Origin of the sequence: Streptomyces sp. NPDC059567, assembly GCF_042735655.1 — a bacterium.
GTDB lineage: Bacteria > Actinomycetota > Actinomycetes > Streptomycetales > Streptomycetaceae > Streptomyces.
On the sequence record NZ_JBHWBS010000137.1, the window covers coordinates 1 to 15,006 of the forward strand.

Sequence of the window (15,006 nt, forward strand, 5' to 3'; positions counted from 1 at the left end):
CGCAGCGCCGTATCCAAGGCGCGGGTGTGCGCACCCATGTCCTCATGCACCTTGAAACCGGACGCACCGCCTTCGGCGAGCGCCTCCACCAGCGGTGCCGCGTCCGACGACGAGCCACGCGCCAGGAAACCGATGTTCACCGGCCAGGCATCAAAGGCATTGAAGGCGTGGCGGAGTGCCCAGGGCGAGTTGACGCCGACACCCCAGACAGGACCGAACTCCTGTCCGATGATGGTGGTGACACCAGAGGCGAGGGAGGCCTCCATGATCCGGGGCGAGAGCAGGTGGACGTGGGTGTCCACGGCACCGGCGGTGGCGATGAGGCCCTCGCCGGAGACGATCGACGTGCCGGTGCCGACGACCACGTCGACACCGTCGACGGTGTCGGGGTTCCCGGCCCGCCCGATCGCGTGGATCCGGCCCTCACGAATACCGACGGACACCTTGCGGATGCCCTGAACGGCATCGATCACCAGCACGTTGCTGATCACCACGTCACAGGTCTCACGGACGGCGGCGGCCTTCAGGTGAAGACCGTCGCGGGCCGTCTTGCCGAACCCGGCCAGGAACTCGTCGCCCGGCTTCTGCGAGTCCGACTCCACCCGGACCACCAGACCGGAGTCACCCAGGACGACCCGGTCGCCCGCCCGGGGACCGTGCACCGACGCGTACTCGTACGGGTCGATGTGCCGGCGGACTCCGGGGACACAGTGGTCGCCGTGGTCGCTGTGCCGGGTCGGCCTGCTCATGCCCCTGCTCCTTCGTCTTCGGGAGCGTCCGCGAGCGGCTCAGCCCCCAGGTATCCGCAGGCTGCGGCCCGCTTCAGCGCGACGGCCCTGGCACCGGGCGCGTCCAGCGGCCCGTCCACGAGCCCGGCGAAGCCGACGGCGACGCGGCCGCCGCCGATCGGAACCAGGCCCACATCGACGGCCTGTCCGGGGTCGAACCGGGTCGACGAGCCGGCGGGAGCGGCCAGCCGCATTCCGTAGGCGGCGGCCCGGTCGAAGTCGAGGCGCGGATTGGCCTCGAAGAAGTGGAAGTGGGAGGTGACGCTGACCGGGACGGCGGCAGTGTTGCGGACGGTCAGGGTCAGGCCCGGCTCCGGCAGGGCGAGGAGGTCCGGACCGGGCAGTACGGCACCGGGGGCACCGTCGTTCCGGCCGTGGGCCCCGAACGGCTCGGCGATGGCGGCGAGCCGCGTGCCGTCGTCGAAGACGGCCTCGACCTGGATCTCGGTGACGACGTCGACGACACCGGGCAGGACGTCGTCGGGGCCCAGTACGGAACGGGCCCGACCGATGGCCTCCGCGAGGCGCAGGCCGTCGCGGGCCGCCTCGCAGGCGGTGTCCGCGATGAGCGCGGTCGCCTCGGGCACGTTGAGCCGCAGCCCGCGGGCGCGGCGGGCGCGGGCGAGCTCGGCGGTGGTGAACAACAGCAGGCGGTCCCGCTCGGTGGGGGTCAGCGGCATGGGGGTGGTTCCTTTCCTCCCGTAGCCCGGTGATGCGCACACTGTGGCACTGACTGAAAATTCAGTCAAGAGATGAAGCATGCGTCAACTTCCGCCGGTCAACCCACCGATCACTCCATGGAGCGCGGGGCCGCGCGGACCGCTTCCGCGGCCTTACGGATGCCTCGGCGGGGTCGCCGGGCGGAAGCGCGCAGCGCCCGCCGCCGGCCCCCTACGGCTGCCGCAACCCGATCAGCTCCACCTCGACGGCATCCCGCATGAGGGCGCGCGCGTGATCGATCGCGAGACCACCGCTCAGCCAGCGCATGCTGAGACCTTCGAGCAGGGCGGTCAGCCGTTCCGCGGCGGAGGCGAGCCTGGCCGCCGGCGCCATGGGGTACACCTGGCCGAGGAGCGCGGCCACCTCCTGCACCCACACCAGGGTCGCCCGGGCGAGGTCCTCGCGCAGGACGGGGTCGAAGACGGCGCTCGCCCGCAGCTCGCCCCACGCCGTGCTGTTCTCCCGGACCTCGGGGGTGTCCTGGAGTTCCAGGAGCAGGACCTGGTCGAGCTCCTCGCGGGGGCTCATCGGTTCCTCGTCCGGGTCCTGGGCGGTGGTGTACCGCTCGGCGCGGTCGTTGATGAACTCCAGGGTGTGGCGCAGGATTCCGGTGCGGTCCTTGAAGTGGTAGTAGATCAGGCCGGTGGAGACTCCGGCCTCTTCGGCCAGTTCTTCCACGCGGAGCCCGCGGACCCCGCGCCGGGCGATCACCCGCGCGGCCGCTTCCAGGATCTGAGTACTGCGAGACGCCATGTCACGAACCCTATCCGGACGACCGGAGGGCGTGACCGCGGCAGTGGTCCGGCAGCACCTGCCCGCGGCAGCGGCCCCTTCCCCGTATCCACTCGGACGCTCAGCCGCTCCTCCGGTACTGGCTCAGCACGACCGTGACCGGGCCGCCCCCGGGGGTCGCCTCGATCAGCCGCGCCACGACGAGCCGGGTGCCGTCGGCGCTGCGCATGCAGAACGGCCGTTCGTCGGCGAGCTCGTCGAACGGCAGGCTCGCGACCGGTTCCGTGTCGATCCCCCGCTCGCAGTCGCTGGGGCTGAGCACGTATCCGGACGCGACGAAGGCGTCGGCGTTCTCGGGCAGCACGAGCCCGCCCTTGTCGCGGGCCAGGTACCAGTCGGCCGTCTCGGCGGGCGTCACCTTCCCTGCGGTCAGGTCGAATTCGTAGCCGTCGTCGGGGGCCGTCAGCTCGACGTCCGCGTAGCCCGGCCTGTACGCGACGTCCGGCTCCGCGCCGTACACGTCGGGACCGGTCAGGTAGTACGCGGTCCCGGCGGCCGCCACGAGCGCCACGGCGGCGGCCGCCGCCGTCGGAGCCGTACGACCGCGCCTGCTCCCGCGGCGGTCACGCCGTGCGGGGGCCGGGCCGTGGGTGCCGTCGTCACCCGTCGCGGCCGGCTCACGGACCGCCGGCTCAGGGGCCGCCGGCACGGCCGCGTGGGTGGGCCGGTCGCGCGGGGAGACCCCGTCGAAGAGGGTGGGCTCCGGGGTCGAGGGGCCCGTCGTCCGCCGCATGATCTCCCGTCCGACCGCCCCGGGCAGCCATCCGTCGGCGAACTCCGGCGAGGGACCCACGGCAGGGTGCGCGCGCACGGCGGCGATCACCTCGCCCGGGGTGGGCCGCTCGCCCGGCGGCTTGGCCAGGCACCACCCGAGCAGCTCGCGCAGCTCCCCCGGTACACGGGAGAGGTCGGCCGGCTCGTGGACCACGCGGTACAACGCCGCCGACTCGGGGCCCGTCCCGAACGGCAGGGCGCCGCCGGCCACGTAGGCGGCGAGCGCGCCGAGTGCGAAGACGTCGGTGGCCGGCGTCACCGCCCGGCCGAGCGCCTGCTCGGGCGCCATGTACGCGGCGGTGCCGATCCGCAGGCCGGTGCCGGTGAGTCCGGTGGCGTCGGCCGCACGCGCGATGCCGAAGTCGATGACGCGGGGGCCGTCCGCGGCGACGAGGACGTTGGCGGGCTTGAGGTCCCGGTGGACCACGCCCGCGCCGTGGATGGCCTGGAGGGCCTCCGCGATCCCGGCGACGAGGAGCAGCACCGCGCGTGCGGGGAGCGGGCCGTGGCGCTCGACCAACTGCTGGAGCGAGGGGCCGGGCACGTAGGCGGTGGCGAGCCAGGGGACGGCCGCGTCGACGCCGGCGTCCACCACCTGCGCCGTGAACAGGCCGTGGATCCGGCGTGCGCTCGCCACCTCCTGGGCGAACCGCAGCCGGAACTCGGGGTCGGCGGCGAAGTCCTCGCGGACCGCCTTCACGGCGACGGGCCGCCCGCCCGGGGTGTGGGCGAGGTAGACGACGCCCATCCCTCCGGAGCCGAGCCGGGCGTGGATCCGGTAGCCGCCGATCTCGCGGGGGTCGTCAAGCGACAGCGGAGGGTGGAGCGGCTGCACCCCGGGAGGCTGGGTGGAGGACATGGGCGGCTCTTTCGGCGGTGCGGAACGGCGGAACGGGTACGCGTCGCGGCCCCGCCCACGATCGTGCCTTTGACTAAAGTTTCAGTCAACATACGAGCCGGCGTCCGACCGGGCGACCGACCACGACAAGGAGCACAGGGTGAACGAGCGGAGAAGGGCGATCCTCGAGGCGGCCGCCCGGGTGATCGCGCGCCGAGGGGTGCGCGGACTCCGGGTGGAGGAGCTGGCCGCCGAGGCACGGGTCTCCAAGGCGCTCGTCTACTACCACTTCGGCGACCGCGCCGGCCTGCTGCGCCACACGCTGCGCTTCATCGGGGACCGGGCGGAGCGCTACACCCGGGGCCGCCCACCCGGGAAACGTGAACCCGAGAACTCCCTGCGGGAGCTGGAGCACCGGCTGCTCCTCGAACTCCAGGACGCTCCCGAGGTGCGCGAGAACAGCACGGCCTGGGGAGAGCTGCGAGCCAGCGCGGTCTTCGAGCCGGAGTTGCGGGAGGAGCTGCGCCAGGCGGGCACCGAGTGGGTGCGCGAGATCGCGGATCTGCTCGGCCGGGTCGACCCGGCGGCGGCGGACGCCGTCCTCGTATCCGCGGCGGAACGGCTCACCGTCCTCCTGGAGGGCCTGAGCACCCGGTGGCTCATCGGGGTGCTGCCGGCCGGTCACGCCCGTGAGCTGATGCGGGGAGCGATCGCGGCGGAGGTCGAGGGGCTGGGGCCTGGTCCGGGACCAGGGCCGGGAATGCCGGAACCGTACGCCGTGGGCCGGGTTCGCTGAGCGGGCGGAAGGGCATGCCGACCCCTCGCGACATTTGACTGAAAATCCAGTCAGTGCCAGAGTGGGGGCACGGCCACCCCCACTCACGCCTCCGAGCAGCCGTCTCCTTCGGCCTCCACGCGCGTGAAGCCACAGGCCCGCGACTCCCGCCGCCGCGCGCGTCACCGCGATCCCCCGCCGCCGCCGCCGGATACCCTCGCCAGCCCACGATCGGAGCCCACCGTGTCCTACCTTCCCCCCTCCCGCCGCACGGCCCTGCGCGCCTTCGCCGTGATCGGCGGCGCCCTCGGCCTCGGCGCCGCCGCCTGCGGTCCCGAGGCGTCCGTGCAGGGCGGCACGACGACCGCACCGGGGCGTACACCGGCCGCCGGCACCGAGCGCCGCTTCGGCGCCGAGTGGGAGAGCCACACCCGTACGTTCATGTCCTGGCCGGCCCTCGCCTCCGTCTGGGAGGACGACCTTCCCTACGTACGGGAGGACATCGCCCGCATCGCGCGCGCGATCGGGGAGTACGAGGCGGTCGTCATGATGGCCCGCCCCGACCAGGTGGCGGCGGCCCAGCGGGCCTGCGGTTCTCAGGTGGAGGTCATTCCGCTCGCCGTCGACGACCTGTGGGCCCGCGACACCGTCCCCGTCTTCGTGGAGGACGACGGCAAGGTCGTCGGAGTCGACTTCAACTTCAACGGCTGGGCGGCAAGCAGGAGCACACCAACGACGCCGAGGTGGGCCGCAAGCTGCTCGCCAGGTACGGCATCCCGCGCGAGGAGGCACCGCTCGTCGCCGAGGGCGGCTCCTTCGAGACCGACGGCGAGGGCACCCTCCTCATCACCGAGAGCTCGATCGTCAACGACAACCGCAACCGCGGGAAGAGCAGGGACCAGATCGAGGACCAGCTGATCGGGACCCTCGGCGTGGAGAAGGTGGTCTGGCTGGCGGGCGTCCGTGGCGAGGACATCACCGACGCGCACGTGGACAGCCTCGTGCGGTTCACCGCGCCCGGCGTGGTCCTGCTGGACCAGGCGTTCCCCGGTACGCCCCCGGACTCCTGGTCCCGCTCGGCCGACCAGGCCCGCTCCGTCCTGAGCACGGCGACCGACGCGCGCGGCCGGCGCTTCGAGATCATCGACCTGCCCCAGCCCGACCTCGACAGGATCACGGGCGAGGGCGACGACTTCGTGTCCACGTACGCCAACTTCTATGTCGCCAACGATTCGGTCTTCATGCCCAAGTTCGGGGACCGGAAGGCGGACGACCGGGCGAAGGGCATCCTCCAGGAGCACTTCCCGAAGAGGGATGTCGTCATGGTGCAGATCGACACGATCGCCTCGGGCGGCGGTGGCATCCACTGCTCGACGCACGACCAGCCCGGCAAGCCCGCCGCGTGACGTGACCGTGTCGGGACCCCCACCCTCAGGGCAGGGTCCAGAACACGCGCGTGATCAGGTAGAAGGCGCCGACCCAGAAGACGGTCACGCCGGCGACGATGCCGAGTCCGATCAGGTTGGTCTTCCGCCGCGGTTCCTCCGGTGCCGGCCGCAGCCAGCGCTTGAGCAGCCGGTTCACGTAGTAGGGCATCGTGAAGAAGCTCATGATGAAGCTCGACAGCAGGTTGCCCACGAGCAGCCCCAGCCAGAGCGGCCATTGCAGCGGTGACAGGGCGAGCGTCAGGAACACCACGGTCGGGTACAGGCCGACCCAGACGGCGATGGCGGTCTTGGTCTCCGAGGGCGGCGGCGCTTCCCTGCCGTTCTCCTCGAAGGCGAACCAGCTGCCGAAGGAGTTGTCGATCTTACGGAGCTTGAAGTCGTCGAACTTCGCGCCTTCGGCCAGCATCCCCCGCCGCTTCGCCGACGTCAGCCAGGCGTCGAGGTGCTCGGCGTTGTCGTAGCGGTAGAGGGTGGTCCATTCGTCCTGGACGCCCTCGATCGGCCGGAAGAGCTCGGTCCCGCGGAAGCCTTCGAACTTGCTCTCCTCCTGGCTCATGCGCTGCTGCCATTCGAGGAAGTCGTCGACGTGCTGCGGAGCGATGCGGTGGGTCACCACCACGGTGACGAGCGGATCCGTCGGCTGCGTGCCCCCGCTGATCACCTGCTGGGTCGCGGGACCGTCGAAGTACTTCTCGCCGGTGTCGAGGAGACTCTGCCGGGTCGCGCTGTTCATCCACGCCTGCAGATGGGCCACCGAGTCGAAGCGGTAGACGATGACCCAGTCGGGTTGCAGGTCGGTCGCCGGGGAGACCTCGGCGCCGAGGTACCCGGCATAGCGGGCGGCTGCGGCGTTGACGCCGTCCTGCCACTGCTCGTACGCCCGCTCCATGCCCGGCCGGACCCTCCTGCCGATGATGACCGTCGCAGCGGCGTCCGTGCCGGGTGTGGTCTCCGGGTGCTCCTGGGTGGTCATCGCGCCGGGCCCGTCCGCGCGGGCCGGCTCTGGCCGAGCCGGCTGTAGATCCGTTCCGGGGTCAGGGGCAACTCGCGGTAGCGGACGCCGGTGGCGTCGCGGAGCGCGTTGGCCAGCGCGGGGGCCACCGGGTTGATGCAGCACTCCGCCATCCCCTTGGACCGCATGGGCCCGACGGAGTCCGTGGAGCCCACCAGGAGCAGTTCGGTGCGGGGGACGTCGGCGAAGGTGGGGATCCGGTAGTTGCGGAGGTTGGGGTTGGCCATGACTCCCTCCGCGTCGACCTGGTAGTTCTCGGTCAGCGCGAATCCGATGCCCTGGGCGACGCCGCCGTCGACCTGTCCCCGGACCTGCTCGGGGTTGATGACCACACCGGCGTCGGTCGCGTGGACGCTGTACAGGACGCGGATCTCACCCGTGACCGGGTGGACGGCGATGCGGAAGCCCTGCGTGTTGGAGACGACGCTCCGGGGTGAGCCGTACGCCTTGCGGGCGGCGGTGAACCGGATGCCGCGGGCCCGGGCGAGCGCGACGAGCTCCGCGAGCGGGACGCGGACGTCCCCGCAGACGACGTCCTCGTCGTCCATCGAGCACATCACGACATGGACACCCGCGTGGGAGGCCGCGAACTCCAGGATGCGGTCGCGCACGGCGTTGGCCGCCTGGAGCACCGCGTTGCCCGCGACGAACAGTCCGGCACTCGCGAAGGCTCCGGTGTCGAATCCGGTGCGGTCGGTGTCGGACTGCACGAGTCGGATCCGCGACGGTGTCGCGCCCAGCTGGTTGGCCGCGATCTGGACGTGCGCGGTCGAGGTCCCTTCGCCGAACTCGACGGTGCCGACGGCCAGTTCGTAGACGAGATCGTCGCCGAGGGTGATCCAGGCCTCGGAGATGTGCTCGGTCGGGGGTGCGGTCTCGTGCAGGGAACTCGCCGCGCCGACCCCGACGAGCCACCCGGGGCCGGGAGACCGTTGGTCGGCCGTACGGGCGAGGGAGCCCGCCACGAGGTCGATGCACTTGGCGAGGCCGTCCTCGTTGAACATCACGTCGTCGGGGCCGTCGTGCGTCGCGACGAGCGGATCGCCGGGGCGCACGATGTTACGGCGGCGGAGTTGAAGCGGGTCCATGTGCAGGGCGAGGGCCAGTTCGTCCATCGCCGATTCCACGGCGAAGGCCGGCTGGGTCATGCCGTAACCGCGCAGCGCGCCGCTCGGGACGGTGTTGGTGTAGACGGAGTAGGCGTCGTACTTCTTGTTGGGGCAGCGATAGATCATGACGGCCGCCCCGCCCGCGTACAGCGTCTCGCCACCGTGGTTGCCGTAGGCGCCCGTGTTGGACACGTTGCGGACCTGGAACGCGGTGAGTGTGCCGTCCGTCTTCGCGCCGAGCTTGACCGTCAGCTTCATCGGGTGGCGCGGCGAGGCCGTGGTGAACTCCTCCTCGCGCGTGTACTCGAAGGAGACGGGCCGCCCCGTGTCCAGGGCGGCGAGCGCCGCCAGGTCCTCGGAGATGACCTCCTGTTTGCCGCCGAACCCGCCGCCGACGCGCTTGCAGAAGACGCGGAGCTGGTCGGGGCGCAGGGCGAACAGATAGGCCAGTTTGACCTTGGCGATCGACGGGGACTGCGAGCTGGTACGGACGTTCAGCCGGCCGTCCTCCATCCAGGCGATCGATCCGTGGGTCTCCAAGTGCGCGTGCTGCACGCGTGGTGAGACGTAGGTGCCTTCATGGATCACGTCGGCCGCGGCGAAGCCGGCGTCGACGTCGCCGATGTGCGAGTGGATCTCCAGCAGGAGGTTGTGGACGGAGTCGCGGACGAACGGGTCCTCCGAGCCGTGCAGTTGGGGTGCCCCGGAGGCCATGGCCTCCTCGGGGTCGAAGACCGCCGGCAGTACGTCGTACTCCACGACGAGCCGGCGGCAGCCTTCCTCCGCCGCCCCGACGGTGTCGGCGACGACCGCGGCGACGCGCTGGCCGGCGAAGCGGACCGTGTCGTCGAGGATGTAGGTGTCGTCCGGATCGACGAGGTGGTCGGTGTGGATCGCCGTGGTGAACCGTCTGCGCGGCACGTCCTCCCAGGTGTAGACGCGCCTCACACCGGGGACGGCGAGTGCGGCGGTCCTGTCGACGGACACGATCCGGGCGTGCGCATGCGGCGAGTGCAGCACTTTGAGGTGCAGCATGCCGTCCATGCGGGTGTCCATGGTGAACTCGGCCCGGCCGGTCACCACGTCCTCGGCCGCCGGCGCGCCGACGCTCGTCCCCACGGCCCTGCCGGGCGCGGCGGTCTCCACGGCGGAGAGACCCCGCACGGCGTCCTCGATCGACCGGTAGCCGGTGCAGCGGCAGAGATTGCCCTTCAACGCCCGTGGCAGGTCGGCCTTCTGCTCCTCGGTGAACGTCGCCGACGTCATGATCATCCCGGCGGTGCAGAAGCCGCACTGGAAGCCCGGCGCGTCCCGGAACCGGCGTTGCGCCGGATGCAGGTCGCCGGGCGATCCGAGCCCCTCGACGGTGGTCACCTCGCGGTCCTCGGCGCGGAAGGCGGGGGTGACACAGCTGTGCACCGGCCGGCCCTCCAGCCACACCGTGCATGCTCCGCAGTCGCCCGCGTCGCACCCCTTCTTGACGCCGAAGTGGCCCAGTTCCCGCAGGAAGGTGCGCAGGCACTGGCCGGGGCGCGGTTCCTCGGCGAAGCTCCTGCCGTTCACGAGGTAGGTCATGCCGGGCTCCCAGCGATGAGTTCGCGGCGGATCTCCTCCGCGAAGTGCTCGGTGAGATGGCGACGGTGGTCGGGGGTCCCGTTGGGGTCGGCGAACCAGACGTCGGCGGGGATGGCGTCGATGCTCTGCCGCAGGGTGGGGGCATCGGGCATGTGGTCGAAGGCGAACCGCACCGGCCGCGTGGTGCCGGCGGTGACGGTGAGCGTCAGGTCGCTCGTGCCGGGCGTGTGCGTACCGATCAGGAACACGGTCGAACGGCCGAGGTGGGTCAGTGTGAAACGGCGGTGCGCGGCGCGCTTGCGCAGGGCGCGCGCCGGAACCTCGACACGGCGCAGGATCTCCCCCGGGGCGAGGACGTTGCGGTTGTTGCCCGTCACGAAGTCCAGGGCGTCGACGGTGCGTACGGACCCGTCGGGGGCCCACAGCTCGTACCGCGCCTCCAGCGCGACCGTGAGCGTGATCATCGGCCCGGCGGGCAGCGACATGCAGATGTTCCCGCCCACGGTCGCCGCGTTCCAGATCTTGAACGAGGAGAGGAACGCCTCGCAGGACGTGGCGAACAGCGTGCCCGCGGTCCAGTCCTGCGGCGGCACGAAGGCGTGGAGGTCGCGGATCGTGCACGTGGCACCGATCTCGAGACCGGCGTCGCCGCGGACGAGGGGATCCCACGGCAGCGCCGTGAGGTCGACCAGGCGGCGCAGCTCCGGCTGTTCCACGGAGAACAGCCACGTGCCGCCCGCGAGCCAGGCATCACCCTCGCGCCAGTCGGCGCCCGGCCGTTCCGACGGCCGCCGGACGACTTCGGTGATGGTGTTGAGATCCATGGGAACGCACCTGCCCCTGCGTATGGGGGCTGCGCCACCTCTGGCGGCGGGATCGACTACCGGCAGCCGCTGGTTGGGGGTGGGCCGGTGGACGCAGGGATCCCTTTCCAGCGTACCCAGATCGCCCCGCCCTCGCGCGACCGCAACGGACCGGCGGAGCTGTCAGGAACGAAGAATGCGAGAGGGAAGTACTCACCTCTCGCCACTCTCAACTTATAGCGCACAGGGGGCCTTGCCGCAAGGCCCCCGTCCTGCCGCACAATCACTGGCCTAAGCCTGATGCCGCGGATACGGGAGACTCACCAAGTGCGTTCGCTTTACCCTCTGACCACCAGTGCGTTCGACCTTCCGGACCGCCTGTCCGCCAAGGCCGAGCCGTCGCTGATCGCGGGCGACGAGCAGCACTTCGCCGCCATCGCGGAGAGCCTCGAAGCGTCGATCGCCGAGCTGTCCGACCGGCTCGACGCCGCGCGCAAGGCGCCGGGCGGCGTCGGTCGCGAGGCGATGGAGCGGGACGCGGAGATCCACCGGCTGACCGGGCGGCTGCGCGCCCTGCGCCGCTTCGGTCTCGACCTGTGCCTCGGCCACATCGTCGGCGCGGACGACGGCGAGCCCGTGTACATCGGGCGGCTGGGCCTCACCGACAGCACGGGACGCCGGCTGCTGCTCGACTGGCGCTCCCCCGCGGCCGAGCCGTTCTTCGCGGCGACCCACGCCAACCCGATGGGCCTGGCGAGCCGCCGCAGGTACCGCTGGACCCGCGGCCGGATCAGCGACTACTGGGACGAGGTCTTCGCCGCCGACGGGCTCGAAGGGCGCGCCGCGCTCGACGACCAGTCCGCCTTCATCGCCAGCCTGGGCACCAACCGCTCGCCCCGGATGCGCGACGTGCTCTCGACCATCCAGTCGGACCAGGACGCCATCGTCCGCGCGAGTTCTCGCGGTGCGCTGGTCGTCGACGGCGGTCCGGGTACGGGCAAGACCGTCGTGGCGCTGCACCGCTCGGCGTACCTCCTCTACTCCGACCCCCGCCTCGGTCACCGTCGCGGCGGCGTGCTGTTCGTCGGTCCGCACCGGCCCTACCTGAACTACGTCTCCGATGTCCTCCCCAGCCTCGGAGAGGAGGGCGTGCAGACCTGCACGCTGCGGGACCTCGTCGAGGAGGGGGCCGGAGCGGTCGGCGAGACCGACCCGGACGTGGCGCGTCTGAAGTCGTCCGCGGACATGGTGAAGGCGATCGAGAAGGCCGTCAGGTTCTACGAGGAGCCGCCCGCCCAGGGCATGACGGTCACGACCTCCTGGTCCGACCTCTGGCTGAGCGCCGACGAGTGGGCCGAGGCGTTCGCGGCACCGGGAGCGGGTACGCCGCACAACGAGGCGCGCGACCAGATCTGGGAGGAGCTGGTCTCGATCCTGATGGACAAGTTCGACGGCGACGTACCGCCCGAGCTGTTCCGGAAGTCGCTGCTCCAGGACAAGGAGCTGGTCGGCACGCTCAACGGCGCGTGGCCGCTGCTCGAAGCGGCCGACCTGGTCGGGGACCTGTGGTCCGTACCCGCGTATCTGCGGATGTGCGCGCCCTGGCTCGGCCGCGACGAGGTCCGCCTGCTGCAGCGCAAGGAGGCGCCCCAGGCCTGGACGGTGTCCGACCTGCCGCTCCTGGACGCGGCGCGGCAGCGGCTCGGCGACCCGGAGGCGTCGCGGCGCAAGCGCCGGCACGAAGCCGCCGTCGCGGCCGAGCGCGAGCGCATGGCCGGTGTCATCGACGACATCGTCGCGGCGGACGCCGACGGTGAGGGTGCCGTGACCATGCTGCGTGGGCGGGATCTCCAGGACAGCCTGATCGACGAGACCGCGCTGCCCGGCACCGACCGGGACCTGCTCGCCGGCCCGTTCGCGCACATCGTCGTGGACGAGGCGCAGGAACTGACCGACGCGGAGTGGCAGATGCTGCTGCTGCGCTGCCCGTCCCGGAGCTTCACGATCGTCGGTGACCGCGCCCAGACCAGGCGCGGGTTCACGGAGTCGTGGCGGGAGCGGCTCGAGCGCGTCGGGCTCGACCGGATCGAGATGGCGTCGCTGAGCGTCAACTACCGTACGCCGGAAGAGGTGATGGCGGTGGCCGAGCCGGTCATCCGGGCCGCGCTCCCGGACGCCAACGTGCCGAGCTCGATCCGCAGCAGCGGCATCCCCGTCGCCCACGGCTGCGTGGCGGATCTGGACTCGGTCCTCGACGACTGGCTCGCCGCCCATGACGACGGGGTCGCCTGCGTCATCGGCGACCCCACGTTCGAGGCGACGTCCCGTGTGCAGTCGCTGACTCCGGCGCTGTCGAAGGGGCTCGAGTTCGACCTGGTCGTGCTCGTCGACCCGGAGGAGTTCGGCACGGGCATGGAGGGGGCGGTGGACCGGTACGTCGCGATGACGCGTGCGACCCAGCAGCTCGTCATCCTCACGAGCTCCTGACGCCGGCCTGACGCGTGGCGCCCGGGGACGGGTCTCGTCGATCGACTCCGGGTCGGTGACGGTCCTTCCCCGGGCAGTACGACATCGTCACCGACGTCCTCCAGCCGCGCACCGGCCGGGCCTCGGCGTCGTACGGCAGCACCGCCGCGATCGTCCCGCCGGAGACGGCGATCGACGCGGGCCCCGTGCCTTCGGGGGTGATGACGCGTGTGGAGCGCAATACGAGCTGTACGTCGGGCAACGGATGCCCCTCCTCTTCCACGGTTGCTCCCTGCCAGGTGGCTGGGGACGGTGACGACGTCGGCCATGGTGAACTCCCCGATCACCGACCGGATCCCCAGCGGCTCGGGGAAGGTCCACTTCAGGGTCGACGGAGCGTCGTCGCGGTACTCCAGGCGTCCGCCGCTGTACACGACGCGTCGGCCGTCCCTGCGCTCCCGGGAGACCGCGCCGGCGGTGCGCGTCCCGGCGGTGGGGTGCCAGCCGCTCGGCCCGTACGCGACGTGGGCCTCGTCGGCCGTCGTCCAGTCGCCCATCGCCGCGGTGACCAGCGGGTCTCCGAGGCCGCCGAAGAAGGCCATCGCGGGGATCACGACCGTACCGGCGGCGGTCGCACGCTCCGCGAAGTGCGCGAACGTGTCCAGATTGGCCTCGATCTCGGCGGCCACGTCCACGTACGGGATCCTGGCGCGCAGCGCCGCCGCGATCACCGGGGCGGCGGTCGCGGCGAAGGGTCCGGCGCAGTTGATCACGGCGTCCGCGCCGACGAGCGCGCGGTCGAGCGCGGCCGGGTCGTCGACGGCCTCCCGGCCGGACCTCGAGTCCCGGCCGGGAGGCCGCGAGGGCGTGCAGCTTGGCCGCGTCGCGGCCGGACAGGACCGGGACGCATCCCCGACGCAGCAGCTCCGCCACCACGAAACGCCCGGTGTGTCCGTAGGCGCCGAACACGGTCACCGTGTGACCCGACTTCATCGCCGCGCCCAGGAGCTGCTGGAGACGACGGACGACAGCGTCGACGCGATCGCCGAGGCGACGGGCATGGGCACGGCCACGACCCTGCGCCGCCACTTCAACCGCGTGATCGGCATGCCACCGGACACGTACCGCCGCACCTTCCGCACCTCACGCGGCCGTTGACGGCGACTAGGCTGCGCTCATGCCGAGCCAGGAGCGATCCCAGCTGTCGATCGTCGACGAACTGAGCGCCCTGGCGTTCCCCGGACAGGAGGGCCGGCTCGGCATCGGCGAGGGCCGGTGGAGCGGGCCCGGCCATCACGTGGCCGTGCTGCGGCGGAGCCGGGACTTCTGGGACGATCGAAGCGAGGAGATCGTCGAGGCGGCCGAACAGGAACTGGAAGCCGACCTCGCCGCACTGACCGCGGCCCTGACCGCCCGCTGGGGCAGCCCGGCCACGGTCGACCTGTGGCCGTACCTCAGCGTCGACGAACCGGACCCCGACCACGTCGCCCCCGAGCCGCTGGCCTTCCTGAGCAACGTGGCCGGCACCATGCGGGTGTGGCACCCACCCCGCTCCGACCGCTGGCTGTCCCTGACCATCGGCCAGGCCGACCGGGAGTTCCCTCTCGAACTGCTCGCCGCGATCGGTGAGGCGTCCTCGCTTCCGCGGTGACGCTCAGCCGCCGGATGTTCCTGTGTCCGAATCGGCCGGGTCCCCCACCTCCCCACCCCTCTCCGTCGCCCAAGCCACTGGCATCATGGCACTGAGTGTGTTTTGCTGAGGGTACTCAGTGCCACAAGCCTTAGGGGAGCTCACCATCATGGGCAAGGACTTCGACCTGTATCGCCCGTCCGAGGAGCACGACATGCTCCGGGAGACGGTCCGCGCGCTGGCCGAGGCGAAGATCACGCCGTTCGCGGCCGCGGT

General features: G+C 71.7%; 10 protein-coding genes and 4 pseudogenes. 5 read left to right on the forward strand and 9 right to left on the reverse strand.

Going from position 1 to position 15,006, the window contains the following annotated elements; translation table 11 throughout:
• The 4 genes from ACFVZW_RS34655 to ACFVZW_RS34670 all read right to left on the reverse strand — a co-directional run.
• On the reverse strand, positions 1-749 hold a 749-nt coding region (locus ACFVZW_RS34655; protein ID WP_384530077.1), incomplete at its 3' end, for an amidohydrolase family protein.
• The gene (gene ureA, locus ACFVZW_RS34660) at positions 746-1,468 is read right to left on the reverse strand and encodes an urease subunit gamma (RefSeq protein WP_384530080.1); all 723 of its coding nucleotides are present in this window, start codon (positions 1,466-1,468) and stop codon (positions 746-748) included. The genes ACFVZW_RS34655 and ureA, both read right to left, overlap by 4 nt.
• A 211-nt stretch (positions 1,469-1,679) precedes the next feature.
• Positions 1,680-2,261 carry a TetR/AcrR family transcriptional regulator gene (locus ACFVZW_RS34665; protein ID WP_384530083.1) on the reverse strand — a complete coding sequence of 194 codons (582 nt, stop codon included), beginning with the start codon at positions 2,259-2,261 and terminating at the stop codon, positions 1,680-1,682.
• 100 nt (positions 2,262-2,361) lie between these two features.
• The gene (locus tag ACFVZW_RS34670; protein WP_384530086.1) at positions 2,362-3,933 is read right to left on the reverse strand and encodes a serine/threonine-protein kinase; all 1,572 of its coding nucleotides are present in this window, start codon (positions 3,931-3,933) and stop codon (positions 2,362-2,364) included.
• Between the two features lie 139 nt (positions 3,934-4,072).
• On the opposite strand from ACFVZW_RS34670, the gene ACFVZW_RS34675 reads away from it, so the two are divergent.
• Together ACFVZW_RS34675 and ACFVZW_RS34680 are read left to right on the forward strand one after the other, a co-directional pair.
• A complete protein-coding gene (locus ACFVZW_RS34675) occupies positions 4,073-4,708 on the forward strand; it encodes a TetR/AcrR family transcriptional regulator (protein ID WP_384530089.1) in 636 nt (211 codons plus the stop codon).
• 222 nt (positions 4,709-4,930) lie between these two features.
• A pseudogene (locus tag ACFVZW_RS34680) lies at positions 4,931-6,093 on the forward strand (agmatine deiminase family protein).
• Between the two features lie 25 nt (positions 6,094-6,118).
• Here ACFVZW_RS34680 and ACFVZW_RS34685 read toward each other — a convergent pair.
• Genes ACFVZW_RS34685 through ACFVZW_RS34695 form a run of 3 tightly spaced genes read right to left on the reverse strand, consistent with a single transcriptional unit; the run spans position 6,119 to position 10,655 of the window.
• On the reverse strand, positions 6,119-7,108 hold the full coding sequence (locus ACFVZW_RS34685; RefSeq protein WP_384530092.1) for an antibiotic biosynthesis monooxygenase: 990 nt from the start codon (positions 7,106-7,108) through the stop codon (positions 6,119-6,121).
• On the reverse strand, positions 7,105-9,831 hold the full coding sequence (locus ACFVZW_RS34690) for a molybdopterin-dependent oxidoreductase (RefSeq protein WP_384530095.1): 2,727 nt from the start codon (positions 9,829-9,831) through the stop codon (positions 7,105-7,107). Before ACFVZW_RS34690 ends, ACFVZW_RS34685 begins: the two co-directional genes overlap by 4 nt.
• Positions 9,828-10,655: an FAD binding domain-containing protein gene (locus ACFVZW_RS34695; protein ID WP_384530097.1), complete on the reverse strand. Its 828-nt coding sequence runs from the start codon at positions 10,653-10,655 to the stop codon at positions 9,828-9,830. Before ACFVZW_RS34695 ends, ACFVZW_RS34690 begins: the two co-directional genes overlap by 4 nt.
• A 306-nt stretch (positions 10,656-10,961) precedes the next feature.
• On the opposite strand from ACFVZW_RS34695, the gene helR reads away from it, so the two are divergent.
• Positions 10,962-13,121, forward strand: a complete 2,160-nt coding sequence (gene helR / locus ACFVZW_RS34700) for an RNA polymerase recycling motor ATPase HelR (RefSeq protein ID WP_384530100.1) — start codon at positions 10,962-10,964, stop codon at positions 13,119-13,121.
• A gap of 68 nt (positions 13,122-13,189) precedes the next feature.
• Here helR and ACFVZW_RS34705 read toward each other — a convergent pair.
• Positions 13,190-13,362 (reverse strand): annotated as a pseudogene (locus ACFVZW_RS34705) (allantoinase); the annotation flags it as partial.
• A gap of 409 nt (positions 13,363-13,771) precedes the next feature.
• A pseudogene (locus ACFVZW_RS34710) lies at positions 13,772-13,873 on the reverse strand (hypothetical protein); the annotation flags it as partial.
• Between the two features lie 214 nt (positions 13,874-14,087).
• Here ACFVZW_RS34710 and ACFVZW_RS34715 point away from each other — a divergent pair.
• Both ACFVZW_RS34715 and ACFVZW_RS34720 read left to right on the forward strand, forming a co-directional pair.
• A pseudogene (locus ACFVZW_RS34715) lies at positions 14,088-14,258 on the forward strand (helix-turn-helix domain-containing protein); the annotation flags it as partial.
• 19 nt (positions 14,259-14,277) lie between these two features.
• Positions 14,278-14,751: a hypothetical protein gene (locus tag ACFVZW_RS34720; protein WP_384530103.1), complete on the forward strand. Its 474-nt coding sequence runs from the start codon at positions 14,278-14,280 to the stop codon at positions 14,749-14,751.
• The last annotated feature ends 255 nt before the right edge of the window (positions 14,752-15,006 follow it).

Bases quoted from the DNA above. Each gene is read 5' to 3' on its own strand.
- ACFVZW_RS34665 (WP_384530083.1), bottom strand. From the start codon at position 2,261: ATGGCGTCTCGCAGTACTCAGATCCTGGAAGCGGCCGCGCGGGTGATC.
- ACFVZW_RS34695 (WP_384530097.1), bottom strand. From the start codon at position 10,655: ATGGATCTCAACACCATCACCGAAGTCGTCCGGCGGCCGTCGGAACGG.
- ACFVZW_RS34720 (WP_384530103.1), top strand. From the start codon at position 14,278: ATGCCGAGCCAGGAGCGATCCCAGCTGTCGATCGTCGACGAACTGAGC.
- ACFVZW_RS34690 (WP_384530095.1), bottom strand. From the start codon at position 9,831: ATGACCTACCTCGTGAACGGCAGGAGCTTCGCCGAGGAACCGCGCCCC.
- ACFVZW_RS34670 (WP_384530086.1), bottom strand. From the start codon at position 3,933: ATGTCCTCCACCCAGCCTCCCGGGGTGCAGCCGCTCCACCCTCCGCTG.
- ACFVZW_RS34685 (WP_384530092.1), bottom strand. From the start codon at position 7,108: ATGACCACCCAGGAGCACCCGGAGACCACACCCGGCACGGACGCCGCT.
- ureA (WP_384530080.1), bottom strand. From the start codon at position 1,468: ATGCCGCTGACCCCCACCGAGCGGGACCGCCTGCTGTTGTTCACCACC.